Source organism: Rosenbergiella sp. YN46, assembly GCF_036620675.1.
Taxonomy (GTDB): domain Bacteria; phylum Pseudomonadota; class Gammaproteobacteria; order Enterobacterales; family Enterobacteriaceae; genus Jejubacter.
Genome location: NZ_JAZHEE010000021.1, coordinates 1 through 25492, shown reverse-complemented (window position 1 = coordinate 25492; position 25492 = coordinate 1). Strand labels below are relative to the sequence as shown.

Annotated in this window: 28 protein-coding genes and 1 pseudogene; 11 read left to right on the top strand and 18 right to left on the bottom strand. The window is 56.9% G+C overall.

Annotated features, from left to right (window positions below; all coding sequences use genetic code 11):
• Positions 1 to 15: 15 nt before the first annotated feature.
• Positions 16 to 1041 (bottom strand): HTH-type transcriptional repressor PurR, encoded by a 1026-nt coding sequence (gene purR / locus V3W49_RS14830; protein ID WP_500146498.1) that lies wholly within the window; start codon positions 1039 to 1041, stop codon positions 16 to 18.
• Positions 1042 to 1340: 299 nt separating this feature from the next.
• Between purR and cydH the strand changes: the two genes are divergently transcribed.
• A complete protein-coding gene (cydH, locus tag V3W49_RS14825; RefSeq protein WP_500146496.1) occupies positions 1341 to 1430 on the top strand; it encodes a cytochrome bd-I oxidase subunit CydH in 90 nt (29 codons plus the stop codon).
• Positions 1431 to 1621: 191 nt separating this feature from the next.
• Positions 1622 to 2794, top strand: a complete 1173-nt coding sequence (locus V3W49_RS14820) for an MFS transporter (protein ID WP_500146494.1) — start codon at positions 1622 to 1624, stop codon at positions 2792 to 2794.
• Between the two features lie 42 nt (positions 2795 to 2836).
• Here V3W49_RS14820 and V3W49_RS14815 read toward each other — a convergent pair whose 3' ends face one another.
• Positions 2837 to 3505, bottom strand: coding sequence for a C40 family peptidase (locus V3W49_RS14815; protein WP_500146492.1), 669 nt, complete (start codon positions 3503 to 3505; stop codon positions 2837 to 2839).
• A gap of 342 nt (positions 3506 to 3847) precedes the next feature.
• On the opposite strand from V3W49_RS14815, the gene V3W49_RS14810 reads away from it, so the two are divergent.
• Positions 3848 to 4195, top strand: coding sequence for a Grx4 family monothiol glutaredoxin (locus V3W49_RS14810; RefSeq protein WP_500146490.1), 348 nt, complete (start codon positions 3848 to 3850; stop codon positions 4193 to 4195).
• A gap of 60 nt (positions 4196 to 4255) precedes the next feature.
• On the opposite strand, the gene rnt is transcribed toward V3W49_RS14810, so the two are convergent.
• From rnt to eptA, 5 genes are all read right to left on the bottom strand, one after another.
• Entirely contained in the window at positions 4256 to 4909 is a 654-nt protein-coding gene (gene rnt / locus V3W49_RS14805; RefSeq protein ID WP_500146489.1) for a ribonuclease T, read from the bottom strand.
• Positions 4910 to 5006: 97 nt separating this feature from the next.
• Positions 5007 to 5414, bottom strand: a complete 408-nt coding sequence (gloA, locus tag V3W49_RS14800; protein WP_500146487.1) for a lactoylglutathione lyase — start codon at positions 5412 to 5414, stop codon at positions 5007 to 5009.
• A 97-nt stretch (positions 5415 to 5511) separates the two neighbouring features.
• Positions 5512 to 6615, bottom strand: coding sequence for an alkene reductase (locus V3W49_RS14795; RefSeq protein ID WP_500146486.1), 1104 nt, complete (start codon positions 6613 to 6615; stop codon positions 5512 to 5514).
• 82 nt (positions 6616 to 6697) lie between these two features.
• Positions 6698 to 7288 carry a TetR/AcrR family transcriptional regulator gene (locus V3W49_RS14790; RefSeq protein ID WP_500146484.1) on the bottom strand — a complete coding sequence of 197 codons (591 nt, stop codon included), beginning with the start codon at positions 7286 to 7288 and terminating at the stop codon, positions 6698 to 6700.
• 22 nt (positions 7289 to 7310) lie between these two features.
• Positions 7311 to 8963 (bottom strand): phosphoethanolamine transferase EptA, encoded by a 1653-nt coding sequence (gene eptA / locus V3W49_RS14785; RefSeq protein WP_500146483.1) that lies wholly within the window; start codon positions 8961 to 8963, stop codon positions 7311 to 7313.
• A 149-nt stretch (positions 8964 to 9112) separates the two neighbouring features.
• Between eptA and V3W49_RS14780 the strand changes: the two genes are divergently transcribed.
• Both V3W49_RS14780 and sodC read left to right on the top strand, forming a co-directional pair.
• Entirely contained in the window at positions 9113 to 9355 is a 243-nt protein-coding gene (locus tag V3W49_RS14780) for a DUF1289 domain-containing protein (protein ID WP_500146563.1), read from the top strand.
• Positions 9356 to 9456: 101 nt separating this feature from the next.
• Complete coding sequence (sodC, locus tag V3W49_RS14775; protein WP_500146481.1) at positions 9457 to 9978, top strand: superoxide dismutase [Cu-Zn] SodC; 522 nt, start codon at positions 9457 to 9459, stop codon at positions 9976 to 9978.
• Here sodC and V3W49_RS14770 read toward each other — a convergent pair.
• From V3W49_RS14770 to V3W49_RS14760, 3 genes are read right to left on the bottom strand one after another with little or no spacing between them, the layout of a single operon-like run.
• Positions 9975 to 12002 carry an FUSC family protein gene (locus V3W49_RS14770; RefSeq protein WP_500146479.1) on the bottom strand — a complete coding sequence of 676 codons (2028 nt, stop codon included), beginning with the start codon at positions 12000 to 12002 and terminating at the stop codon, positions 9975 to 9977. The two genes, sodC and V3W49_RS14770, sit on opposite strands and share 4 nt — an antisense overlap.
• Positions 12003 to 12007: 5 nt before the next feature.
• Positions 12008 to 12865 (bottom strand): efflux RND transporter periplasmic adaptor subunit, encoded by an 858-nt coding sequence (locus tag V3W49_RS14765; RefSeq protein WP_500146478.1) that lies wholly within the window; start codon positions 12863 to 12865, stop codon positions 12008 to 12010.
• The gene (locus V3W49_RS14760; protein ID WP_500146477.1) at positions 12862 to 13101 is read right to left on the bottom strand and encodes a DUF1656 domain-containing protein; all 240 of its coding nucleotides are present in this window, start codon (positions 13099 to 13101) and stop codon (positions 12862 to 12864) included. Before V3W49_RS14760 ends, V3W49_RS14765 begins: the two co-directional genes overlap by 4 nt.
• Positions 13102 to 13286: 185 nt before the next feature.
• Between V3W49_RS14760 and slyA the strand changes: the two genes are divergently transcribed.
• Positions 13287 to 13727: a transcriptional regulator SlyA gene (slyA, locus tag V3W49_RS14755; RefSeq protein WP_500146475.1), complete on the top strand. Its 441-nt coding sequence runs from the start codon at positions 13287 to 13289 to the stop codon at positions 13725 to 13727.
• 107 nt (positions 13728 to 13834) lie between these two features.
• On the opposite strand, the gene slyB is transcribed toward slyA, so the two are convergent.
• Positions 13835 to 14302: an outer membrane lipoprotein SlyB gene (gene slyB, locus V3W49_RS14750; protein WP_500146474.1), complete on the bottom strand. Its 468-nt coding sequence runs from the start codon at positions 14300 to 14302 to the stop codon at positions 13835 to 13837.
• A 294-nt stretch (positions 14303 to 14596) separates the two neighbouring features.
• Between slyB and anmK the strand changes: the two genes are divergently transcribed.
• From anmK to pdxY, 5 genes are all read left to right on the top strand, one after another.
• Positions 14597 to 15748 carry an anhydro-N-acetylmuramic acid kinase gene (gene anmK, locus V3W49_RS14745; RefSeq protein WP_500146473.1) on the top strand — a complete coding sequence of 384 codons (1152 nt, stop codon included), beginning with the start codon at positions 14597 to 14599 and terminating at the stop codon, positions 15746 to 15748.
• A gap of 88 nt (positions 15749 to 15836) precedes the next feature.
• Complete coding sequence (mliC, locus tag V3W49_RS14740) at positions 15837 to 16172, top strand: C-type lysozyme inhibitor (RefSeq protein WP_500146471.1); 336 nt, start codon at positions 15837 to 15839, stop codon at positions 16170 to 16172.
• A 57-nt stretch (positions 16173 to 16229) separates the two neighbouring features.
• Positions 16230 to 16886 carry a pyridoxamine 5'-phosphate oxidase gene (gene pdxH / locus V3W49_RS14735; RefSeq protein WP_500146469.1) on the top strand — a complete coding sequence of 219 codons (657 nt, stop codon included), beginning with the start codon at positions 16230 to 16232 and terminating at the stop codon, positions 16884 to 16886.
• A 254-nt stretch (positions 16887 to 17140) separates the two neighbouring features.
• A complete protein-coding gene (tyrS, locus tag V3W49_RS14730) occupies positions 17141 to 18415 on the top strand; it encodes a tyrosine--tRNA ligase (RefSeq protein WP_500146561.1) in 1275 nt (424 codons plus the stop codon).
• Positions 18416 to 18547: 132 nt separating this feature from the next.
• Complete coding sequence (gene pdxY, locus V3W49_RS14725; RefSeq protein WP_500146468.1) at positions 18548 to 19408, top strand: pyridoxal kinase PdxY; 861 nt, start codon at positions 18548 to 18550, stop codon at positions 19406 to 19408.
• A gap of 39 nt (positions 19409 to 19447) precedes the next feature.
• Here the strand turns inward: pdxY and gstA are convergent, their stop codons facing one another.
• The 7 genes and pseudogenes from gstA to V3W49_RS14690 all read right to left on the bottom strand — a co-directional run.
• Entirely contained in the window at positions 19448 to 20056 is a 609-nt protein-coding gene (gstA, locus tag V3W49_RS14720; RefSeq protein ID WP_500146467.1) for a glutathione transferase GstA, read from the bottom strand.
• 110 nt (positions 20057 to 20166) lie between these two features.
• Positions 20167 to 21669, bottom strand: coding sequence for a dipeptide/tripeptide permease DtpA (gene dtpA / locus V3W49_RS14715; RefSeq protein ID WP_500146466.1), 1503 nt, complete (start codon positions 21667 to 21669; stop codon positions 20167 to 20169).
• A gap of 595 nt (positions 21670 to 22264) precedes the next feature.
• On the bottom strand, positions 22265 to 22900 hold the full coding sequence (nth, locus tag V3W49_RS14710; protein ID WP_500146465.1) for an endonuclease III: 636 nt from the start codon (positions 22898 to 22900) through the stop codon (positions 22265 to 22267).
• Positions 22900 to 23589, bottom strand: a complete 690-nt coding sequence (locus V3W49_RS14705; protein WP_500146464.1) for an electron transport complex subunit E — start codon at positions 23587 to 23589, stop codon at positions 22900 to 22902. Before V3W49_RS14705 ends, nth begins: the two co-directional genes overlap by 1 nt.
• Positions 23582 to 24211, bottom strand: coding sequence for an electron transport complex subunit RsxG (gene rsxG / locus V3W49_RS14700; protein WP_500146463.1), 630 nt, complete (start codon positions 24209 to 24211; stop codon positions 23582 to 23584). The genes V3W49_RS14705 and rsxG overlap by 8 nt, the downstream gene beginning before the upstream one ends.
• A gap of 9 nt (positions 24212 to 24220) precedes the next feature.
• Complete coding sequence (rsxD, locus tag V3W49_RS14695; RefSeq protein WP_500146461.1) at positions 24221 to 25270, bottom strand: electron transport complex subunit RsxD; 1050 nt, start codon at positions 25268 to 25270, stop codon at positions 24221 to 24223.
• Positions 25271 to 25492, bottom strand: a pseudogene (locus V3W49_RS14690) (electron transport complex subunit RsxC); the annotation flags it as partial. It lies immediately after the preceding gene.

The window sequence follows — 25492 nt, the reverse complement described above, 5'->3', positions numbered from 1 at the left end:
GCGGGCTCCCTGGCGTTAGCGCCGATAGTCGCGGAACGGGCCATCGGCCACCGAGCGGCGTTCAATCAGGCGTGGGTGAACTTCCAGAGTGCGGGACTGCTCGCGCTTATTGACGATACGGTCGATAAGCATATTAAAAGCCGTTTCTCCCAGAGAATCCTTGGGCTGGTGGATGGTGGTCAGCGCTGGTGTGAAGTAACGGGAGTTGCGCACATTGTCATAACCGATAATCGAAATATCCTGAGGAACCCGCAGGCCCATTTCGTCGGCGGCGCACAGGGCGCCCATCGCCATTACATCGCCGCCGCAGAATACCGCCGTGGGGCGCTGCGGCGCGGACAGAATCTGCTGCATGGCGCGGTAGCCGGATTCCGGCTCGAAGTCGCCCTGAACCACCCATTTTTCGTTCAGTCTGATGCGCGCTTCTTCCAGCGCCTTTTTAAAGCCTGCCAGACGGCCAGCGCCAGTATTGCGGTGCGGCGAGCCGGGGATCGCGCCGATATCGCGATGGCCGCGTTCAATCAGATAGCGTCCCGCCATGTAACCCCCTTCGAAGGCATTGTCGATCACCGAGTCGGTGAAATCGGCTTTCGCTTCGCCCCAGTCCATCACCACCATCGGAATGTGGCGGTACTCTTCGAGCATCTCCAGCAGCGGCTCCGGATATTCCGAACACATCACCAGCAGGCCGTCAACGCGCTTCTGGGCCATCATCGACAGGTAGGCGCGTTGCTTTTCCTGGTTGTTCCAGGCGTTGCCCAGTACCAGGGTGTAGCCCGTATCAAAACAGTTTTTCTCTATGGCCTCGATAATTTCCGCAAAGTAGGGGGCTTCACTGCTGGTGGCCAACAGCCCGATGGTCCTGGTGTTATTCACTTTCAGGCTGCGGGCTACGGCGCTGGGTGAGTAATGTAGCTCTTTGATGGCGGCCCATACCGCATTACGGGTCTCTTCCGCGACAAAGCGGGTTTTATTAATGACATGTGACACCGTCGTGGTGGAGACGTTTGCCCGCTTTGCCACATCTTTAATTGTTGCCATCAGTCGTCACTCCCGGCCATTTCCTGGGTTCCTGAATACCGGCCGGTTAATCGTTTGCCTGGACTTATCCCGGGGCGCAACTTTTCGGGCTGCGGGTATGTCGGGGAGGCGACATTAAACGGGAGGAGGGCATAACCGGACGGCGCATAAACAAGTTAGCCGGGGATTTTGTCCTATCTTCGCCAAAAGTGGAAGAGGAAATCTGCATATAAAGCCACTTGATGCAGGATTTTCAGAGCCGTTTGTGGGAAAATGAATCAGTCCTTACACTAAATATGGAAAAGGAGCAGGAGAAACGCATGAGTACCGATCTGAAATACTCGCTGATCACCACCATTATCGCCCTTGGCGTGATTGTTGGCGGCGCCCTGACCGCCGTACTGCATTAATCTCCGGCCCGGATGCGCCCTGTTGCGTATCCGGGCCTTTCTATTATTGCCATTTGCGCAACAGCCTTTTGCTTTTAACACGACTTTAACTTTTCCCTTCAGACTGTCATTATTCTCCGCCTGACGATATCCGGAAGCAGTGAGTTCCGCCCTTGCGGAAGCTGTCTCCCGAATTTACCGGAGAAATAACAATGAAAGTCAATTTCCCCTTACTGGCGCTGGCCATCGGGGCATTTGGTATAGGAACAACAGAATTTTCCCCTATGGGCTTATTACCGGTGATCGCCGATGGCGTAGGGGTTTCCATTCCCGTGGCCGGTATGCTGATTAGCGCTTACGCAATTGGCGTAATGGTTGGCGCGCCGCTGATGACGCTACTGCTATCGCATCGTGCCAGACGCAGTGCGCTGCTGTTTCTGATGGGAATCTTTATTGTCGGCAACCTGCTGTCAGCGCTGGCGCCGAATTATGGCATGCTTCTGCTTTCCCGCATTATCACCAGCCTTAACCACGGCGCTTTCTTTGGACTGGGATCGGTAGTGGCGGCGAGCCTGGTACCCAAAGAGAAGCAGGCCAGCGCGGTAGCCACTATGTTTATGGGACTGACTATCGCTAACATCGGCGGCGTGCCAGCTGCGACCTGGCTGGGCAGCGCCATCGGCTGGCGTATGTCCTTCCTTGCCACCGCCGGTCTGGGCGCGATCGCGATGCTGAGCCTGTGGCTGTCACTGCCTGCGGGCGGCGCTGGGGCTCGTCCGGACGTGAAGCGCGAGCTGGGAGTACTGATGCGTCCTCAGGTATTAATGGCGCTGCTGACCACGGTTCTGGGCGCAGGGGCGATGTTTACCCTTTATACCTATATCGCACCGGTACTTCAGCGCGTGACTCACGCATCACCGGGTTTCACTACCGGGATGTTGGTGCTGGTGGGGCTGGGATTTTCGCTGGGTAACTATCTGGGCGGCCGCTGCGCTGACCGTTCGGTTAACGGTACTCTGAAAGGTTTTCTGCTGCTGTTGACCGTGATTATGGTGGCGATACCCTGGCTTGCGCGCAGCGAGGTCGGCGCCGCTATCGCCATGGTAGTTTGGGGCGCGGCAACCTTTGCCGTGGTTCCGCCGCTGCAGATGCGGGTGATGCGCGTAGCCCATGAAGCGCCGGGGCTCTCTTCGTCGGTCAATATTGGTGCTTTTAACCTCGGTAACGCGCTGGGCGCGGCGGCGGGCGGTGCGGTAATCTCCGGTGGGCTGGGATACGGCTTTGTTCCGGTGATGGGCGGCATTATCGCCGCACTGGGACTACTACTGGTGCTGTTTTCGTCGCGTAAGACGTCGGAGCGGACGCTGGCCGTGGATGCCGAGTAATGAAAACGACGCCCCCTTGAACCCAGGGGGCGAATCCACGCGTTAGCGCAGAGTGTTCGGGGTCATAACCCGGCGGGCGCCAATGTAGTGGCGCTGCCAGTAGTCGTCACTCAGAGAGGTTATCTGGATATCGCGCCCGGTGCGCGGCGACTGGATAAACTTGCCATTTCCCACATAGACCCCTACGTGATCGGCGGCGCCGCGGCCGCGAATGCGGAAGAAAACCAGATCGCCGCGCTGTAGCTCGCCGCGATTCACCGGTGCTGCGTCGCGCAGGTGATACATTTCGTTGGCGGTGCGGGGGATGCGGATATTGACCAGATCTTTATAGGCATACCAGACCAGACCGCTGCAATCAAAACCGGTACGCGGCGAACTTCCTCCCCAGTGATAGGGTTTTCCCAACTGATTCATTAATTTACTCATTGCCAGTTTGCGGGCCTTTTCGATTCTGGCTCTGTGAGCGCTGGCTATTGAGGCGTCTGTGGCGTGAGCGCGGTTTTTTCGCTGAGCGGTGTGTTTATTACTGCGGGCGCTGGCGTGGCGTTTGCTGGTGCGCAGCGCCGGCTTATGACGGGTACCTGACTTATGGGGGCGAGCCTTGTGCTGTGTCGTCTGGTGGCTGTGTCCCGCAGCCTGGGCAGGAGCCACCAGGGCGCTGCCCAGGAACAGCGCGCAAACGGTAAGCGCAAATTTTCTTTTTCGGGCCACTCGTTATCTTCCTGAACGATGGTTAGTGCGGCGCCGGGCGGCGTCGTCTCTGAGCGTCAGGGGATTTTAATCTACTGAAACCGCATGCGGGAAGCGGGTTTTTTGTTTCCAGACGTGACGGTGGGGGAGGCTATTCGTTTTTTTCACCATCAACCGAATAAAACCGTGCCGATCCTGGCTGGGGAATGTTCACGCGCCCGCGAGTAAAGTGTTATTCTGTATGCAGCTTTTCCCACGCGTGGCCGTCATGGCGATAACCCTGTGAAAGCGGGTGTTTTACCACTGGCCGTGAGTGGCTACAATGTAAGGCTAACGCCGTAAAAAGCTTGAGGAAGCATGACAATGAGCACCACTATCGAAAAAATTGAGCGCCAGATTAACGAGAACCCCATCCTGCTGTACATGAAGGGGTCGCCGAAGTTGCCCAGCTGTGGCTTCTCTGCTCAGGCTGTTCAGGCGCTGGCCGCCTGCGGCGAGCGCTTCGCCTACGTGGATATTTTGCAGAATCCGGATATTCGCGCCGAGCTGCCGAAATATGCTAACTGGCCGACCTTTCCGCAACTGTGGGTGGAAGGCGAACTGGTTGGCGGTTGCGATATCATCATCCAGATGTATCAGGCCGGCGAGCTGCAAACGCTTATCAAAGAAACCGCCGCAAAGCATAAGTCGGAAGAGTCCGACGCGGAATAAGTCGCTCTTTGACTGATAAAAAGGCGGTTCATGATGAACCGCCTTTTTTGTGGCTGTGACTTATACCTCGTCGCTTTCGACCTGAGGCAGCGGCCAGCCGCCCAGCCGCTTCCAGCGGTTGACGATTTCACAGAACAGTTGCGCCGTGCGTTCGGTGTCGTAGAGCGCAGAGTGCGCCTGTTCGCCGTCGAAGTCGATCCCGGCGGCGATGCAGGCTTTTGCCAGCACGGTCTGGCCCAGCGCCAGTCCGCTCATGGCGGCGGTATCGAAGGTGACAAACGGATGAAACGGATTGCGTTTCAGACCGGCGCGCTCCGCCGCTGCCATCATAAAACCGTGGTCGAAAGTGGCATTGTGCGCCACCATAATCGCCCGGTTGCAGTTGCTTGCTTTCACCCCTTTGCGCACCATTTTGAAAATGGCGTGCAGGGCGTCGTATTCGCTGACCGCGCCGCGCAGCGGGTTATGGGGATCGATACCGGTAAACGCCAGCGCTTCCGGCTCCAGAACCGCTCCCTCAAAAGGCTCAACGTGGAAGTGCAGGGTTTCGTCGGTCGTCAGCCAGCCGTCTTCGTCCATCTTGAGCGTGATAGCGGCTATTTCCAGAAGGGCGTTGGTCTTTGCGTTAAAACCGGCAGTTTCCACGTCGATTACAACGGGATAAAAGCCGCGAAAGCGGTCGCACAGACCGTTCAGTTGAGCGTTGTCGGACATCCGGGGTCTCTTGTTACGGGGGAAACGAGCAAGCGGGTATTATGGCAAATTTTAGGGCTTAATGCAGTAAGTGGGGCGCCATAGCGCCCCGGAGGGATTAGTTGCCCAGACCTTTTCCGGCGTCTTTGGCTTCAATAAGCTCGATTTTGTAGCCGTCCGGATCTTCCACGAAGGCGATTACGGTGGTGCCGCCTTTAACCGGGCCGGCTTCACGGGTAACATTTCCCCCGTTGCTGCGGATACGGTCACAGGCTTCAGCGGCATTATCCACGCTCAGGGCAATATGGCCATAGGCGTTGCCCAGGTCGTAGCTGTCCACCCCCCAGTTATAAGTCAGCTCAATCACTGCCTCTTCGCTTTCCGGGCCGTAGCCTACGAAAGCCAGGGAGTATTTGTATTCCGGGTTTTCGCTGGTGCGCAGTAGCTTCATGCCCAGCACGTTAGTGTAGAAATCAATGGAGCGTTGCAGGTCGCCAACGCGCAGCATGGTATGGAGTAAGCGCATAAAGTCCTCGTAATTTAACGGTTTTTTATTATCCGTCGATAATAGAACGTGCTAAAGAGTATAGCGGCGAACGGGCGCCGCTATCAATGACAGTGGCTCAGAGCGTGGGGTAATCGGTGTAACCTTCAGCGCCGCCGCCGTAGAAGCTTTCCGTGCGCTGCGGGTTAAGCGGGGCGTTTTTACGCAGGCGCGCCACCAGATCCGGATTGGCTATCCAGTCGCGACCGAAAGCGGCGGCATCAATATAGCCAGCCTCAATCATCTGCTCGGCCTTTTCGCGGGTGTAGGCGCCGGCGCCGATAATCACGCCGCTGAAGCGTTCGCGAACCTGGCGGCGGAATGCGTCGCTGTAGGGTTCGCCGCCCGCCCAGTCCGGCTCGGAAACGTGCAGATAGGCCAGTTTGCGCTTATTCAGTTCATCAATCAGATACAGCGCGGCTTCTTCCTGATCCGGGCCGTTGTCCAGCCCATTGAACGGCCCCAGGGGGGAAATACGAATCCCGATGCGCCCGGCGCTCCAGTCCGCAATGGCGGCATCCACCACTTCCAGCGCAAAACGGGTGCGATTCTCAATGCTGCCGCCGTATTCGTCTTCGCGCTGGTTGGATGCCGGAGAGAGGAACTGGTGAATCAGGTAGCCGTGGGCACCGTGCAGCTCCACCATGTCGAAACCGGCTTCCCGGGCGTTTTCTACCGCTTTGCGGAAGTCGGCGATGATACCGGGGATTTCGTCACGTTCGAGGGCGCGCGGCATAGAGGTGTCCACGCGAATGGTTTTGCCGTTCTCATCACGCAGGCTGGTACGGCCTTCGGCGCGGATAGCGGAAGGGGCGACCGGCGCCTTGCCTTCGGGCTGCACGCTGTTATGCGAGATACGACCGGTATGCCATAGCTGAACGGCGATATGGCCGCCTTCGGCATGAACGCCGTCGGTAATACGGCGCCAGGCCTCGATTTGCTGCTGGCTGTGCAGCCCGGGAGCGCCGGCATAGCCTTTCGCCTGAGCGGAAATCTGGGTTGCTTCGCTGATGATAAGCCCGGCGCTGGCGCGCTGGCGGTAATATTCACCCATTAGCGGCGTGGGTATATCGCCCGGCTCAATGCTGCGCAGGCGAGTCAGGGGGGCCATAATCACCCGGTTAGGGATGTCAATGGCCCCCATCTTTAAGGGGCTAAACAGTTTCTGGTGTTGGTCTGACATGCTAACTCCTGTGTTGAGTAGACCGGTCGTCTAGTTGCAGGATAAAGAAAAAGCGCCGGTTTGTATACCGCCGCCTGAATTTTTAGCCGCGCAGCAGTCGGCTGACCTGCGCCTGCGCGCTTTCCAGCGGCATGGCGCTGCGCGAAATTTTAGCCTGCAGGCTGGCGCCCAGCCACAGAGCGTAAAGAGCGTTGGCCAGACTCGCGGGGTCGTCGCCTTTCATTAATCCTTCTTCCCGCTGAGCCCGGCTAACTATCTCAGTCAGCATGGCGATTACCTGCGACGATCCCTGCTCCAGCGCTTCGCGCATCTCTTCCGACAGATCGCAGACTTCGGCGGAAAGTTTCACCGTCAGACAGTCGCCGATCATGCCGCTGCGGCAGAAGTGCGCCAGCGCCTGGTGGTACCAGTCAAGCAGCAGCGTGCTGGCGGGTGTTTCGCCCGGGGCAAAGGCATCGCGCATGCGCTGGTTGGCGCAGGCGTAATAACGTTTCAGCATTTCAACGCCGAAAGCCTCTTTCGAACGGAAATAGTGGTAAAACGATCCGCGCGGCACGCCGGCGGTGCGCAACAGCTCGCTCAGTCCCATGCCGGTAAAACCCAGACGCAGGCAGAGCTGCTCGCCAGTGGCGAGCAGGTGTTCGCGGGTATCATATTCAGAATGTTTGCTCATAAGCGCCACTCTACCAGGCTCTTTACCCCCGCGCAAGGCGCTCGGGCGCGCTACGGCAATCGCTCAACAGATCCAGTCCGGGGCGGTAAATCCGGGTACGGACATCCATCATCCCCAGCACGGTATCAAACAGATTATCCTGGGATATCGTTGTGCTACGGGCCTTCTGGCGCAGACAGGCGCTGTCAGTTCCGGTCTGGCGTACATAGTCTTCAGACAGCCAGAACAGAAACGGAATGTCGATCTGTTCATCCGGTGCCAGCATACGCGGCGTACCGTGCAGATACAGCTCCTCTTCGCCCAGCGATTCGCCATGGTCGGAAAGATAGATCAATGCGCCGTTAAGCCTGTCCTGACGGTTACGCAACTTATCAATAACGCGGCTAACCACATCGTCGGTATATAAAATAGTGTTGTCGTAGGTGTTTACCAGCGCCTGGCGACTGCACTCCTGAATCTGGTTACTGTCGCAGGTAGGCGTAAAATGCCGGAACTGCGGCGGGTAGCGGCGGTAATAAGCCGGGCCGTGGCTGCCCATCAGGTGCAGGACGATGGTGGTGTCTTTTTGCACGCCGTCGAGGATATTATCGAGGCGGTAAAGCAGGGCGTCATCCTGACAGCTGCCTTTGCTGCACCATTCCGGCAGGTTCCAGAGCGTCATATTGGTGTGGGGGATTCGGTCGCAGGCGCCTTTACAGCCGCCGTCGTTATCGCGCCACAGCACGTTGATACCCGCGTGAGCCAGCACGTCCATCAGTCCTTCCCGGTGGCGGGCAGTACCGGCGTCGTAGCCCGCGCGGGTCATGCCTGAAAACATGCAGGGCACCGATACCGCCGTTTCGGTGCCGCAGGAGGTGGCATTATCAAACCAAATGACGTTTTGTTTTTTAAGTTCCGGATTGGTTTCACGGTTATAACCGCCCAGCGAGTAATTCTGCGCCCGGGAAGCCTCGCCAACCAACACAATCAGCACCGTTTTCTTACTGGCCTTCGCAAGCGTGCCGCCGCGTCCGGCATCTTCACCGATATGAATCAGGTTCTGATCGCCAGCGAACCAGCGCTCCTTACTGTAATTTATCAGGCCGCTGATGTAATTTGGGGGGGTAACCAGTTTGGCAATGCCTTTGGTATTGCGAAACAGTGAGGCATAGTCTTTATAAAACAGCGCGGCTACCAGCAGAATCACCAGCAGGCTGAGCAGCAGGGTCAGCAGCCGGGTGCATAGCGGATACCACCAGTTGGTAGCGCGGCGGATACGCAGGGCGCAGATGAGTGCCGCCGGGAGCAGCCCGACCAGCCCCAGCCATAGAATTAACTGCGGCGTAATGAGCGCCATCGCCTCCTGGGTATCGGTTTCGAAAACGTTGCGCATCATATTGGTATCGATGACCGCACTGTAGCTATACATAAAATAGTTGGCGACGGCACAGCCGACGATCAGCACAGCCAGCAGGGGTTTACGCAGCAGCGGCAGGGCGAGCAGGCTGAAGATCGCAAGCCAGGCGCAAAACAGCACCATCGGCACAGAAGCGGCAAAGAAAAACGCGTGCGGTGAATGGGGGGAAATGGCCTGCCAGCTACGATGGATAAATAGCATATTCATTAAGGTAAAGAGGGCAGCGCACAACAAATTAAATAATAAATCGTTACACTGTAACTTATTTTTCAGCAGCATCGGGATCTCTTCCTGTACGGTGGCTGCGCACAGTTTGCTGAGAAAAGATTAATCAGACCTTAACATCCTGGTGAATGAAATTTGTACCGTCACGCTTGCATCACAGCGCCTGAGGGGCTTCAATTGTAGCAATGTCGTTAAAGAGGCGTATCGTGGCTGAGCAACTTGAATTTTTCCCCGTCCAGAGTCCCTGCCGCGGCATTTGTCAGTCGGACGAGCGCGGTTACTGCCGCGGCTGTATGCGCAGTCGCGATGAACGCTTTAGCTGGCAAACAATGAGCGATGCCCAAAAGCGTGAGGTGCTGCGCCTGTGTCGCCAGCGCTGGCTGCGTAAGCTGCGTGCCGCGAAAGGGCCGGAACAGGATCCGCCTGAGCAACCCACCTTGTTTTAATTTTCTGACGGTCAAAAAGATGATTCGCCTGGCAGCATGTTGTGGTCAGGCTGGCTATGCTTAGCCAGACATTCTGTAAAACTTAAGGAGAAGAGAAAACGATGAAGCGATTAACTCTGGGCCTGGCTCTGCTGGTGGCCTGTGGTGCGGCACTGGCGGCAAGCGAGAAAGTAGAGATGAAACTGGCGACCGGGCAGGGAGCGGGCGACGCCATCGGTACGGTAACCATTAGCGAAAGTGCTAATGGGCTCACCTTTACGCCGGATCTGAAAGGGCTGCCGGGCGGTGAGCACGGCTTCCATATTCACGCTAATGGCAGTTGCGATCCCAAAACTATCGACGGTAAGCTGACGCCCGCCGGCGCTGCAGGCGGTCACTTCGATCCCCACAATACCGGCAAGCACCTGGGGCCCCAGGGCGATGGCCACCTGGGCGATCTGCCGGTACTGACGGTGAGCCAGGACGGCAGCGCGACGATGCCGGTAACCGCGCCGCGCCTGAAGTCGCTGGATGAGATCAAAGGCAGGGCGCTGATGATTCACGTGGGCGGCGATAATATGTCCGACTCGCCGAAACCGCTGGGCGGCGGCGGCGCACGCTTCGCCTGTGGCGTTATCGGTTAAGACGTTGCCTTCGGCGGTGCCTCATCGGCAGGTACCGCCTGTTCCAGCTGCTGAAGCGAACCGTGCAGGCGCCAGATAATCCCCGCCAGATCCCGGGCTACCGGATTATGATGCCGGGACAGTGCGTCGCACATTCTCTGTAGTTCTGCCAGCGCCCCGGCCAGCGGTCGCTGGCGAACGCCCCGTTCGCTCATCACGTCGCGCAGGGTGGTGATGCAAACATCCCTTACTCGTGAGAGCGGATCGGAACGCGATTCCCATTCGCGCAATTGCCACACCACGTGAGAACAGTTCAGCAGCACCACTCCCCAGCGTAGCAGCCAGCGTCGCGATTGTTCGTCTTTACTGTTACTGAGCTGACTGACGTGATGGTAAACCAGCGACTCAAAAGCGCCTTCGCTACGCTGCGGGTGGCGGCTGAGCTGGTCGATAAAGCCACGGCGCAGGGCGCGAATATGACGCCGTCCTTTGCGTTTATCGGAGCTTGGGCGCAGCAGAGAAAACGCCACCCAGCACAGTGCCACGCCGATCACCTTGGCCAGATTGGTATTCAGGAAGTCGGCAAAATCATATTCGGGGGGATTGGTCACCGAGATAAACGAGCCCATAAAGACGATCAGTTGCCCCCACAGCCCGGCGTATTTTTTGTGCTGCAGTTTAAAAAACTGCATGGTGACCAGCAGCGGCAGCAGAAAGATCAGGAACTGCCACAGCTCGGTAATCTGAATCATCAGACCGAATTTGACCATAAAGCTGAACAGCGATAGCAGCCCCAGGGTACGCAACAGCATAGTGACCGAGCCGACCGGAGAAGGTGAGGCGGAGTAGAGCACGCAGCAGATGGCGGCCAGAGTCATGGCCGCGCTGCCGGCCTCCCACTGGGTGGCGATGCACCAGGCGCCGGTCAGGGTGATAACGCAGAAGGTTCGAAATGCGCTCCAGCTGTTTTCCGCATTATCGGTATGGCGGGCAAGAGAAGGGGCGCCAGGCGGGTTGAGTGATTCCACCGGGGTGGCGGTCTCCAGCCGCCATAGCCAGCGACGGCCGTTCAGCCACAGCCAGCAGAAATAACGCAGCCTGAGCCAGAACGCCCGGTGGCGGTAATCGTCGGGGCTCGCCGGCATCATTTGCTGAAGCAGCCGGGCTATCTCATATTTGCTGACTTCCGGGCGCGCCAGTTCGCGCAGCAGGTTTTCCAGCTGCGGCCACAGATGGGCAGGCGCCTCCGGCCAGTTAACGAGCATCCGTCGCACGCTGGAAATAATGCTGGTCAGCCGCAGTTGCTGATGCAGCAGGTAATTGAGCAACTGGTTCTGTTGGCGGAAACGGTAATGGCTCCAGAAGGCCTGAATGCGCAGCAGATTCATGGTCAGGATCTGGCTGATAATACTTTCGTGGGCGGTACGAATGGCGTCGCTGGTTTCCGGTTTCCACAGCATGCTGGCATGCTCCAGCAGCCGGTCATGCATACTCTTTAGTGCTTTAAGCAGCGCTTCGCCGTCCGAGGTGCTCGGCAGCACCATCATCATGAAGGCGCCGCACAGAATCCCGACGATCACTTCGCATACCCTGGCCTGGGCGATATCCCACAGTTCGGTGGTTTCCAGGGTGTTGACCATCGGGAAGGCGATAATGGCCGCGGTATAGCCCGCCAGTGCGAAGGCATAGGCGACGTTGTTCTGGTACTGACAGGAAACCCAGGTGCAGGTGGCCAGCCAGGCGGCCATTGCGAAGGTGAACAGCCAGGGATCGTTCAGGGTGTGCCCGGCAATGATCAGCGATGCGGTGGCGCCGATAATACTGCCGGCGATACGGCCGAGGCTTTTACTGATAACGCCGCCGACGGTCGGGAAACTTACTACCGCGGCGGAAGTCATCGCCCAGTAGGGCTGATCCAGTGAGAGAGCGTAGGCGATACTTAGCGCCAGACACATAGCGATACTGTTACGTAGCGCATAGCGCCACTGGCCCGTCGTCGCCTTGCCCCATGGCGTGTTGCGCCACTCAAGCCAGCTCAGGTTCATGATATTCAGCGCAGAATAGAGACGGTACAGGTAGTACCGGACACCAGCGTGATGTTTTGTGGCACGCTGGCAAGTTCAATGCGAACCGGTACGCGCTGGGCCAGACGCACCCATGGCACGTTGGGTTTGATGTCCGCCACCAGCTGGCTGTCGGTTTCTACGCTCTGGTCATAGATGGCGCGCCCGATGCTGGCGACCCTGCCTTCCAGCTTCTGGTGGCCGCTATAGAGCGTGATATCGGCGTGAGCGCCGGGGCGGATATTGCGCAGTTTGGTCTCTTCAAAGTAGCCCACAACGTAAAACGAGTGACTGTCCACCAGCGCGAAAATCGGCGAGCCGCTGGCGGCGTAGTTGCCCACCCGGGTAGACAGATTGGTTATCCAGCCGTCTACCGGAGCGGTCACGGTGGTCTGGGAAAGGCGCCAGCGCGCCTGTTTCAGGGTGGCTTCGGCGACATTTACCGACGCTTTCGCCGCCTTCACGTTAATATCGGCGGTATCCATATCTTCGGCGGAAATATAGTTTTTTGGCAGGTGATGACGACGGTTCGCCTCATTGGTGGCCTTTGCCAGATCGGATTGCGCTTTTGCCAGTTGGGCTTCGGCATTCAGCACATCAATATGAAATGGTGTGTCATCTATCCGAAACAGCACATCGCCGGCATGAACGAACTGATTATCCCTGACCCGTAACTCCGTGATGGTGCCGGAAACCTGAGGGGCAATACCTACCTGTTCGGCCCGAACTTTGCCGTCCCGGGTCCAGGGGGACTGCATGTAGTAGTTCCACAACAGCCAGCCCGCCACCAGCGCCACTGCTACGACCAGCAGCGTAGAAAAATATTTTAATGTTTTCAGATTCATAGAAATGTGACCAGCAATACCATACCCAGACAGACGGAGATAACGAACAGGGAGAGATCCATCAGCGTGGGGTGCCAGATCTCCCCGGAGTAGATCCATCCACGCAATAGCCGATGAGCCACCAGCCAGATAAAGAAACCGACCAGCACGGCCCGAAATACCGGAGGAAAATAGACAGAAGCACCGAAAACCAGATCCTGGAGGGGCATGCCGGAAGGGGATAACAGGGCGTTCATGATTAATAATCCTTTAGAATGAACATAATGGCTGCCTTTCCTGTCTCATAACCCATAGAATAGCCAAAGTGTGAGATGACTGGCATTTGCATCTATCCGTTAATCATAGGGTAAAAAAGCGCTATGCAGACAGTCTAATATGGCTATAATAACTTAGCAAACTAATTATTTTAAATTGAAAGGAGATGAAATTGGAATCGCCACTGGGATCCGATCTGGCACGTCTGGTGCGCATCTGGCGTGCCCTGATTGACCATCGCCTGAAGCCTCTGGAATTAACGCAGACTCACTGGGTCACACTGCATAACATTCATCAGCTGCCGCCGGAACAGTCTCAGATCCAGTTGGCTAAAGCGATAGGTATTGAGCAGCCGTCGCTGGTGCGCACGCTCGATCAGCTGGAAGAGAAGGGGCTGATTTCTCGCCATACCTGCGCCAACGATCGCCGGGCCAAACGTATTAAGCTGACCGAAAAGGCCGAGCCGCTGATTAGTGAAATGGAAGATGTTATCGCTAAAACCCGGCGTGAGATTTTGTCGGGAATTAGCTCAGAGGAAGAGGCATTGCTGATTAGCCTGATTGCGCGGCTGGAGCAAAATATTATTGCGCTACAGGTTCGGGACTAGTCTTCGCCTGGTTTTCAGGCGCGCCAACGGTCGTGGGGCGTCGCTGATTTCCCCATACCCTCTTGCTGCAAAGCGAAGCGGCGTCTTAACCGACGCCGCCTGAGCGATTAACGCGGAGAAACGGTAACCTGGCGACCGTTGCTGGCGATAGCAACGCGCTGTCCGGCAGAGAAACGGGTGTTGCCCTGCTTCTGAACCACCATAATGGTATTACCGTCGTCCTTGCGGATTTCCAGTTCCACGCCCTGCGTTTTATTCACAGAACTCTGAATCTGATCCCCCGCTACGCCACCGGCTACCGCACCTGCGGCAGTCGCCAGGGAGCGACCTGTACCGCCGCCTATGGTGTTACCCAGGAAGCCGCCCAGTACGGCACCGCCGATGGTACCGATAATGTTAGCGTCGTTGCCTGCCTGAATCTGCACCGGGCGCGTACTAACGATGGTGCCGTAGGTAACATTCTGCACCTGCTTGGCTTCAGACGCGCTATAGACGTCGCCAGAAAGGGTACTTGTGTTAGCACAACCCACCAGCGTCAAACCAACCAGTGAAACTACCAGCACACGTGAAATCATCTTATGAATCTCCTGTTCACAATAAAATGCTCTGATGGGCCTCCATCATCCTTTAATTATACGGCATTTGAGCATTCTGTTTCATATGGTTCTTTTACCCACGGGTAAAAATAGTAAAAAATCGCGTCTGAACCAGATGTAAACGGAATGAATAAAGTATTACGACGGTTAATTCAGGCTTTCGTGGCGAATTAATTAACCGCTTTTTTAAAAAATATTAATAATTCATGGTATTAACCTGTGCTTTATGGTGGAGTAATTCATTCAACACAGGGCGTTATCAAGGAATTGCTGATGAGATCGGGTCGCTATATTGGCGTTATGTCCGGCACCAGTCTGGACGGAGTGGATGTGGTACTGGCTGTGATTGATGAAAACATGGTGGCGCAGCAGGCCAGCTACTGCCATCCCATTCCCGGGCCGTTAAAACAGGATATTCTGGCAATATGCCAGGGGCAGTCGGTGACGCTTTCGACGCTGGGTCGTCTGGATCACCGTCTGGGATTGCTGTTTGCGCAAGCGGTACAGGCTCTGATGCAGCGTGAAGGGCTACGGCCCGTCGACGTAGTGGCGATTGGCTGTCACGGACAAACCGTATGGCACGAGCCTGCGGGCGATGCCCCGCACACCATGCAGATAGGCGACAACAATTTGATTGTCGCCCGTACCGGCGTCACCGTCGTCGGAGACTTCCGGCGCCGTGATATGGCGCTGGGGGGCCAGGGGGCACCGCTGGTACCGGCTTTTCATCAGGCGCTGTTGGCGCATCCCGTAGAGCGGCGCATGGTGCTGAATATTGGCGGCATCGCTAACCTGTCTCTGTTGTTTCCCGGGCGTCCGGTACGCGGCTTTGACACCGGCCCCGGCAATATGCTGCTGGACGCCTGGATCTGGCGCCGCTGCGGCCTGCCGTTCGACCGTGATGCCGAATGGGCCAGCCAGGGGCGGGTTATCCTGCCGCTACTGCAACAGATGCTTAACGATCCGTATTTCGCACAGACGCCGCCCAAGAGCACCGGGCGCGAATACTTTAATTACGGCTGGCTGGAACGCCAGCTTGTCGCTTTTCCGGGACTGGCCCCGGAAGACGTGCAGGCAACCCTGGTCGAACTTAGCGCAGTGACCATCTCCGAACAGGTGTTGCTGGGGGGAGGCTGTGAACGCTTGCTGGTGTGCGGCGGCGGCAGCCGTAATCCGCTGCTGATGAACCGCCTGGCGGGGCTGCTGCCGGGAATAGAAGTATCGACCACCGACGAGGCAGGCATTAGCGGCGATGATATGGAAGCGCTGGCTTTCGCCTGGCTGGCGGCCCGTACGATGTCTGGCCTGCCGGGGAATCTGCCGTCTGTGACTGGCGCTTCGCGCCCCACGCTGCTGGGCGCTATTTATCCTGCCGATCGGGAAAAGGCGGCTGTAATTCCGGGGGAAATTTCAGAATGGGACTAAATCACCCGCCGACGGAACGTTCCAGACTTATTGATTAACCCGGTGTGGGGGTTGTCCGCGCCACCATGAAACTTTCAAGGACTTTCCAATGAAAAAACTGTTTATTCTTCTGCTTCCAGCCATGCTGGGGGGCTGTAGCTATTACCATTCAGTCTATAACGCGGTGATGGATAAGATGAACACGGACACCCTTGAGTACCAGTGCGACGAACAGCCGCTATCGGTCACCCATAACAGCAATCGCGACGAGGTTAGCTTTGTCTATAACGATCAAACGCTGAGCCTGAAGCAAGGGATCTCCGCCTCTGGCGCGCGTTACAGCGACGGTATCTACGTCTTCTGGTCGAAGGGCGATACCGCCACGGTGTGGCACCAGGACAGCATCGTGTTGCATAACTGCCGGCTGCAAAACAGCGAAAGTTGAGATTTGCGGGAGGCGGGCGCACAATAGCGCGACCCGCTGATTTCCTGAAGAATCAACATGTCTGACCAGCAAGATTTACAGAAAATTGCCCATCTGCGCCGTGAATATACCCACGGTGGCCTGCGTCGTCGCGATCTGACTGATGCCCCGTTACCGTTGTTTGAACGCTGGCTGAATCAGGCCTGCGAAGCGCGCCTGGCCGACCCCACCGCTATGGTGGTGGCCACTGTCGACGCCAGCGGCCAGCCGTTCCAGCGCATCGTTTTGCTCAAACACTTTGATGAGCGCGGCATGGTGTTTTATACCAATCTTGGCAGCCGCAAGGCGCAGCAAATTGAACAGAACCCCCGGGTGTGCCTGCTGTTTCCCTGGCATGTTCTGGACCGGCAGGTGATCGTTCAGGGGCATGCCGAGCGCCTGTCTACCCTGGACGTCATGAAGTACTTCCACAGTCGCCCGCGTGACAGTCAAATCGGCGCCTGGGTGTCGAAACAGTCCAGCCGTATTTCCGCGCGCGGCGTACTGGAAAGCAAGTTTCTTGAACTGCGCCAGAAGTTTCGGCAAGGCGAAATTCCGCTGCCCAGTTTTTGGGGGGGCTTCCGGGTGAGTCTGGATCAGGTTGAATTCTGGCAGGGAGGAGAACATCGTCTCCATGACCGTTTTTTATACCGTCGCGAAGATGACGCCTGGCAAATTGATCGTTTAGCCCCCTGATACGGTGAAATTGTCACTCATAGCGCTGGCACTGAGAAGGCCGGCGCTTTATTCTATTACCCTTCATTCTTCAAGCTGCAGGTGTGTTGGCTGCACTCGCTCACCCGGTTACATAGTACGGCTATGATTCCGGGGATTCGCTCCCTTGCCGCCCTCCTGCAACTTGAATTATTTTGGGTAATAACACTCTATTTTCGCAACACATGCGAAAAGCCGTGTACCGGCAAAGGTGCAGTCGTTTTTACATGGAGAATTTGATGGCAAGCAATCTGATTGAGCAATTGCAAGAGCGGGGCCTGGTGGCCCAGGTGACGGACGAGGAAGCGTTAGCAGAGCGACTGGCGCAGGGGCCAATCGCACTCTATTGTGGCTTCGACCCCACCGCCGACAGCTTGCATTTGGGCCATCTGGTTCCGTTACTCTGCCTCAAGCGCTTCCAGCAGGCTGGTCATAAGCCCGTAGCGCTGGTAGGCGGGGCCACCGGGCTTATCGGCGACCCCAGCTTTAAGGCGGTCGAACGTAAATTAAATACCGAAGAGACGGTACAGGAGTGGGTGGAGAAAATCCGCCGCCAGGTCGCGCCTTTCCTGGACTTTGAGAATGGCGACAACGCCGCTATCGCCGCCAACAACTATGACTGGTTCGCCAGCATGAACGTGCTGACGTTCCTGCGCGATATCGGTAAACATTTCTCTGTTAACCAGATGATTAACAAAGAAGCCGTAAAACAGCGGTTGAATCGCGACGATGTGGGCATCTCTTTCACCGAGTTTTCCTATAACCTGCTGCAGGGGTACGATTTCGCCTGTCTGAATGAGCGCCACGATGTGGTGCTGCAGATTGGCGGTTCCGATCAGTGGGGCAATATCGTTTCCGGTATCGATCTGACCCGTCGACTGCATCAGAAACAGGCCTTTGGGTTGACTGTACCGCTGATCACTAAATCCGACGGCACTAAATTCGGTAAGACTGAAGGCGGCGCGGTATGGCTGGATCCGAAAAAGACCAGTCCGTACAAGTTCTATCAGTTCTGGATTAACACGGCGGACGCGGACGTTTACCGCTTCCTGAAGTTCTTCACCTTTATGAGTATTGAAGATATCAATGCCCTGGAAGAAGAAGACAAAAACAGCGGTACGGCGCCGCGTGCCCAGTATGTGCTGGCTGAAGAAGTGACCCGTCTGGTTCATGGTGAGCAGGGGCTGGCCGCTGCTCAGCGTATTACCCGCAGCCTGTTTAACGGCAGCCTGGGCGACCTGACCGAAGAAGATTTCGCTCAGCTGGCGCAGGACGGTGTGCCGATGATCGAACTGGAAAAAAGCGCCGATCTGCAACAGGCGCTGGTGGATTCCGGGCTGCAGCCTTCCCGCGGCCAGGCGCGTAAAACCATCGCCCAGAACGCCATCACCGTTAATGGTGAAAAGCAGAGTAACCCGGAACATGCGTTCAGCGATGCCGATCGTCTGTTCGGACGCTATACGCTGCTGCGCCGCGGTAAGAAAAATTACTGCCTGGTGTGCTGGAAGTAACTGAAAGTATAACGATGAACAATACCGGTGCCGTGAAACCCCGCGTTTGCGGCGCCTGTAGACGACTGAAAGGCGTGGGAGAATACCCACGCCTTTTTTATGGCAAGTGAAGAACTCTTCCCGGATTACACTATGAAAAACATTCTCGCCATCCAGTCCCACGTGGTGTTCGGCCATGCGGGCAACAGCGCCGCGGAGTTTCCCATGCGTCGCCTGGGGGCCAACGTCTGGCCGCTTAATACCGTGCAGTTCTCTAATCATACCCAGTACGGGCAGTGGACCGGCTGCGTGATGCCGCCTGAACATTTGAGCGAAATCGTACAGGGAATCGAGAATATCGGTCAGTTAAAGCGCTGTGACGCCGTACTGAGCGGCTATCTGGGGTCGGCGGAGCAGGGTGAGCATATTTTGCGTATCGTGCGTCAGGTTAAAGCCGCGAATCCTAAGGCGGTCTGGTTTTGCGATCCCGTGATGGGGCACCCGGAAAAGGGCTGTATCGTGGCGCCAGGCGTGGCGGAGTTCCATGTTCGCTATGCGCTGCCCGCCTGCGACATGATAGCTCCCAATTTGCTGGAGCTGGAGATGCTTAGTGGTGACACTGTCACTTCAGTGGAGCAGGCGATCGCGGCGGCCCGTAAGCTGATCGGTCAGGGGCCGAAGATTGTGCTGGTGAAGCATCTGGCCCGCGCCGGGCGCGATCCCCACGGCTTTGAGATGCTGCTGGTCACCGCCGACGAAGCCTGGCATATCAGTCGCCCTCTGGTGGATTTCGGAGAGCGTCAACCGGTGGGCGTGGGCGACGTCACCAGCGGTCTGATGCTGGTGAAGCTGCTGCAGGGCGCTGCGCTGAAAGCGGGTCTGGAGCATGTGACGTCTGCCGTATACGGGCTGATGCAGGTGACGAAACGTATGGCCGAATACGAACTGCAGGTGGTGGCCGCTCAGGAGGAGATTGCGACGCCGTCCGAATGGTTTAACGCCGTCGCGCTGTAAATCCTGCGGCGCTCCGCAAGCCAGGAGCGCCGTCTTCTATCAGGTGCTGGCTTTTTCTGCCGCCAGCGCGGCCTTCACGGATTCCCGCTCGTTCATGCGCTGCATAAAGCCCGCGATATTATCCAACCCCGCCAGATCCAGCTTCAGTGCCTGGGCCCAGCGCAGTACGGTAAACAGATAGGCATCCGCCACCGTGAAGCGCTGGCCGGTTATCCATGCCTGATCCTTCAGCGATTCGTTCACATAGCGAAATCTGGCCTCCAGCGCCTGGCGCGCCAGCGGCTTGTAGTCTTCCGGTGTGTCCGGCCGAAACAGCGGCGTAAAGCCCTTGTGCAGCTCTGTAGCGATATAATTCAGCCATGCCAGGGTCTGGTAGCGCTTTACGCTGCCGACGGGCGCCAGCAGCTGCCTGTCGGCCACGCTATCGGCCAGATACTGCACGATAGCTACGCCTTCGGTCAGAATGGTGCCGTCATCCAGCTCCAGCGCCGGTACCTGGCCTTTAGGGTTAACATCGAGGAAGCTGGCTCCGTCTTCAATCTGCTTTGTGGCAAGATCAACCTTCACCAGACTGAAGTCCATCCCGGTTTCACGTAACACGATATGGGGCGAGAGGGAACAGGCGCCGGCTTTGTAAAACAGTTTCATCGGACACTCCTTGGGGGTACGGGCTGAAAGATAACCTATGTTAGTGCGCGGGCGGATAAAAAAAAAGCCGCTGGCGTAACACCGGCGGCTTTCTGATAAAAACCGTCTAATCAGGCGGTGGCCTGTTCGACCTCTTTGATTTCTTCGCCGTCGTGAGTCATGCGGTTCAGCAGTGGAGCTGCCAGCAGCATCAGCGCGGCGATAATCGCCGTCACCACGCCAATCTGCAGGAATACGCGACCATAGACTTCCAGAGACACCAGCGGGTCGGTGACGTTTTCCGGTACCGCCATCAGGTTAGCCACTTTACCGGCGATAATAGCTGCGCCTGCGGTGGTCAGGAACCAGCTACCCATAATGAAGCCCATCAGGCGCTGAGGCACCAGCTGCGCCACCATGGCAAGGCCCAGACCGGAGATCATCAGCTCGCCGATGCTCTGCAGTGCATAGCTCAGAATCAGCCAGTTTACTGAAACGATACCGGCGTCGGTCGCGAATTTCGCGCCCAGCGGCAGCACCAGGAAAGCGCCGGAGCACAGCACCATGCCGATAGCGAATTTATGCGGCATTGGCAGACGGTCGCCCATCTTGTTGTAGATGGCGGCCAGAATCGGGCTGGCGACCATGATCCAGAACGGATTCAGGGCCTGATACTGTTCCGGTTCGAAGGCGATGCCCAGAATAGAGTGTTCAACGTTGCGGATAGCGAAGAAGTTGAGAGAAGTCGGCATCTGGCTGTAAAGCACGAAGAAGACCACGGCCTGCAGCATCAGGACAAAAGCGACGATCATGCGGCGACGCGCAGTACCGCGCATGGCGAAGGTCTCTTTGGCGAAAATCAGTACGATGCCCAGCGCGATAACGCCCAGCGTGATACGCGCGATCTCCTGGTTATGCAGCAGCCAGGTGGCGATAGCGACCAGCACGACGATGCCCGCCAGGGTCGCCAGCAGTTTGCCGTAGTGCAGGGGAGCGAAGTCCGGTTTCGAACCGTACTGCTTTACCCAGCCGCGGCAGAACAGGAAGTTCACCACGGTGATCAGCATCCCCACTACGCTCAGCGCAAACGCCACGCTCCAGCCGAATTCAGCGGCCAGCCACGGCGTCGCCAGCATTGAAAAGAACGAACCGATGTTAATCGCCATGTAGTACATGGTGAAAGCGCCGTCGAGACGCGGGTCGTCTTTATCATAGCAGGTAGAAAGCAGGGCTGAAGGGTTAGCCTTAAACAGGCCGTTACCTACGGCGATGGTTGCCATACCGGCGTAAACCACGGCGGCGTCATGCCCGGACCAGGCCACCAACGCGTAGCCCAACGCCAGAACGATGGCGCCCAGCAAAATCACACGTTTGGTGCCCAGAACTTTATCGCCCAGCCAGCCTCCAATCGCGACCAGACCGTAGACCAGCGCGCTGAAAGAGGAGAAAAGCGTGATGGAGTCGCCTTCGGACATGCCCAACTGCCTGACCAGGTAGACCGCCATGATCCCCTGAAGGCCGTAATAGCCGAAGCGTTCCCATAATTCGATGGAGAAGATGAGATAGAACGATTTTGGTTGCTTAAAAGCGTTCAGGCTAACGCTTTCTGCTGGTTTTTTGTTTGCAGTTGACACATATACCTCTTTTTTTAATCCCCGTTTTAACGAGGAAGCCGTCTGCGTATTTCCGCCGGGCGGTCACGCTTTTAGTTATATGGGGAGGGAAAACGGGAAGTAATGTTCCCTATCCTGAAGCGTCAGGCAAGGCTTTTGACATACTTTGTTACACAAGCACTGGGTGGAATAAAGCTCGGCCATCACGAATGTTATTCAGCGTTAAATTTTATGAAATGGCTATTGCTTGTATTTTTATCTTATTTTTCGCGCATTTTCTCACCTTTTGGTGATATGTCCTGATGACAAAGCGCAAAGATGGTGTATCAGACTGCTCTTTGAGAAAACTCTGGTTATATCTGTTGCTATCAAATAATAATCACTAACAATAGCAATGAGTTAGCAGGTGAAAAAAAACACAAATTTAACAATATGTTATCAGTGTGATCTCAATCACGAATCTATAGAAAATTACTAATAAAAAAAAACAATCTACCATCTGAAGTGGTTTTTGGGATGATTGAGGAAGCCAGCACGCTTTTGCTGCCGGGTTGATAACAGAATCTTTCAGAAACGCGGCTACAGGAGAATCCCCTCCATAGCGAAGGGGAAATCGTCAGGGATAAACCTTTTCTTTAAATTCGCAGAGATCTTCGATCAGGCAGGAGCCGCAGCGCGGCTTTCGGGCAATGCAGGTATAGCGACCGTGCAGAATCAGCCAGTGATGGCAGTCCACTTTAAATTCCGCGGGTACGACTTTTAGCAGTTTTTCCTCCACCTGCTCGACGTTTTTGCCCGGCGCAAAGCCGGTGCGGTTGCAGACCCGGAAGATGTGGGTATCGACGGCAATGGTCGGCCAGCCAAAGGCGGTATTGAGCACCACATTGGCCGTTTTGCGGCCCACGCCCGGCAGCGCTTCCAGCGCGGCGCGATCGGCAGGAACCTGGCCGCCGTGCAGGTCAATCAACATGCGGCAGGTTTTAATCACGTTTTCCGCTTTGCTGTTAAATAGTCCGATGGTTTTGATGTACTCCTTCACGCCCTCTACGCCCAGAGCCAGCATACTCTGAGGCGTGTTGGCGCGCGGAAACAGCCTGGCGGTGGCTTTATTGACGCTAACGTCAGTGGCCTGAGCGGAGAGCAGTACCGCAATCAGCAGTTCGAAAGGCGAGTTAAAGTTAAGTTCGGTGGTTGGGTGAGGATTGTTGTCCCGCAGGCGGGTCAGAATCTCCAGCCTTTTCGCTTTGTTCATCAGGCTTTCTCCGGCGTCCCTGGAATGGTCGCGTCGTTGTTTCTGGCACGGCGCGCTTTCATTTTTTCGTCGATAAGATATTTAAGCGCCAGCAGCAGTCCCAGACCGATAAACGCGCCGGGCGGCAGCATGGCCAGCAGGAAGGGGCTGTCCATATGGAAGACTTCTACCCGCAGTACCCGGGCCCAGTTGCCCAACAGGGCGTCGGCGCCGTCGAACAGCGTACCATTGCCGAGAATCTCGCGCAGTGCGCCCAGCACAAACATGGCGCTGGTGGCACCCAGGCCGATAGCCAGACCATCCAGCGCCGAGTGGAAGACCCCGTTACGGGCGGCGAAGGCCTCGGCGCGGCCCACCACGATACAGTTGGTGACGATCAGTGGAATAAAAATGCCCAGTGACTGATAAAGGCCAAAGGCGAAGGCGTTGATCAACATCTGCACCACGCTTACGACAGACGCAATAATCATTACATAGATGGGAATTCGCACCGCTGGCGGCATCCAGCGCCGCAGCGCGGACACTGACGTATTGGTTAGCGTCAGCACCAGAGTGGTCGCCAGCCCCAGCCCCAGGGCGTTGGTGGCGGTGGAGGTAACGGCCAGCAGCGGGCACAGCCCCAGGAGCTGCACCAGCGCCGAGTTATTTTTCCACAGCCCGTCGGCAAAGATCTGTTTTACATTACTCATGGTTCTCTCCGCAGGTGGGTAACTGATTAAGCCGCGCCGGTAGCGTTTCGGCAAACAGACCCGCGCGCTTAACGGCGTTCACCACCGCGCGTGGGGTAATGGTGGCGCCGGTAAACTGATCGAACTGGCCGCCATCCTTTTTCACCGCCCAGCGGGGGTCGTCGGCACCTTCAATTTTTTGATCGCTAAAACCGGTGATCCAGGCGCTGCGACGGCGCTCTATCTTATCGCCCAGCCCCGGCGTTTCATGATGTTCAGTGACCCGGGCACCGAGCACCGTCCCACTGAAATCGGCGCCGACCAGCAGCTGAATCGCGCCGGAATAGCCGTCAGGCGCGGTGGCTTCCATAATAACGCCTACCGGCTGGTCGCCTTTACGCGCCACATACAGGCGGTGCTCCCCGGCCCCGAGCTGCGGGTCGCGAATCAGGTAGCAGCTTTGCTGTGGAAAGTTATCGTAACTCTCCGGCGGAATTACCTGATCAAACAGCTGCTTCTGCTGGCTTGCGCTCTGTGCGGCAATAGTGGTTTTGGTCAGTTGGTTAACGACCGCCGTCAGGCCGGTAGTCAGCGCGGCGAACACCGCCAGCGTGACGCCATGTTTCTGTATGGTCTTCAGCATAGCGACTCCTTAGCGATGACCATAGACCCTGGGACGGGTGTAGTGATCGATTAACGGCACGGTGATATTGGCCAGCAGTACGGCGAAAGCGACGCCATCCGGATAGCCGCCGTAAGTGCGGATGAGCCATACCAGCAGGCCGGCCAGCGCACCGAATAGCAGGCGGCCGCGATTGGTGGTGGCGGCGGTCACAGGATCCGTCAGTATAAAGAAGGCGCCCAGCATGGTGGCGCCGGAAAACAGGTGTATCAGCGGCGAAGCGCAACTTTCAGGGGCCAGCCACCAGCCAAGCGTGGAACACACCAGCAGCGAGGCCAGGAAGGCCAGCGGAATATGCCAGCGGATGGTGTTACGCCACAGCAGAAACAGACCACCAGCCAGATAAGCAAGATTGACCCACTGCCAGCCCACGCCTGCCAGCAGACCACTGTAGATCGGCGCCTGCAGCAGATGTTCTGCGCTTTGTCCGGCGTGCAGCCCGGTCTTAAAGGTATCCAGGGGCGTGGCCTGGCTGACGCCGTCGATGCCCATGCGCAGGGCGTTCATCGTCAGGCCATTCGGAGTCTGGCCGTGGAAAATCACGCTTAGCGCGTCAGTGATGCCCGGAACCGAAGCGGCCAGACTCTGGGGTGGCAGCCAGCTGGTCATCTGAACCGGAAAGGAGATCAGCAGCACCACATAACCGATCATCGCCGGGTTAAACGGATTGTTGCCCAGGCCGCCATATAACTGCTTGGCGATGATTACGGCGAAAACGGTACCGAGTACCACCATCCACCACGGCGCCAGCGGCGGGATACTGATACCCAGCAGTAATCCGGTCAGCAAGGCCGAATTATCCCTGAGAATGGCGGTAGACTGATGGCGCAATCTGATGACCAGCGCTTCCGCCGCTATGGCGGCCGTGATGGCCAGAATTAGCTGGATAAGGGTTCCCCAGCCGAAGAACCAAAGCTGTACGGCAATTCCCGGGATGCTGGCCAGAATAACCAGCATCATTATGCGCGAGGTCTGGCGCTGGTTGTGGGTATAGGGGGAGCTTGCGATTCTGAAAACCATTTATTCCTCGTGGACCACTTGCTGCTGTGCGGCTTTACGTGCTTTAACCCGGGCGATAGCGGCTTCCACCGCCGCCTTGCGCGGATCGGCGTCGGGCTGCCCGGCGGTAGCGTCGTCGCTCTGCCGGGGCCGATCCTGATTCTGGGCGGCTTTACGTGCTTTAACCCGGGCGATAGCGGCTTCCACCGCCGCCTTGCGCGGATCGGCGTCGGGCTGCCCGGC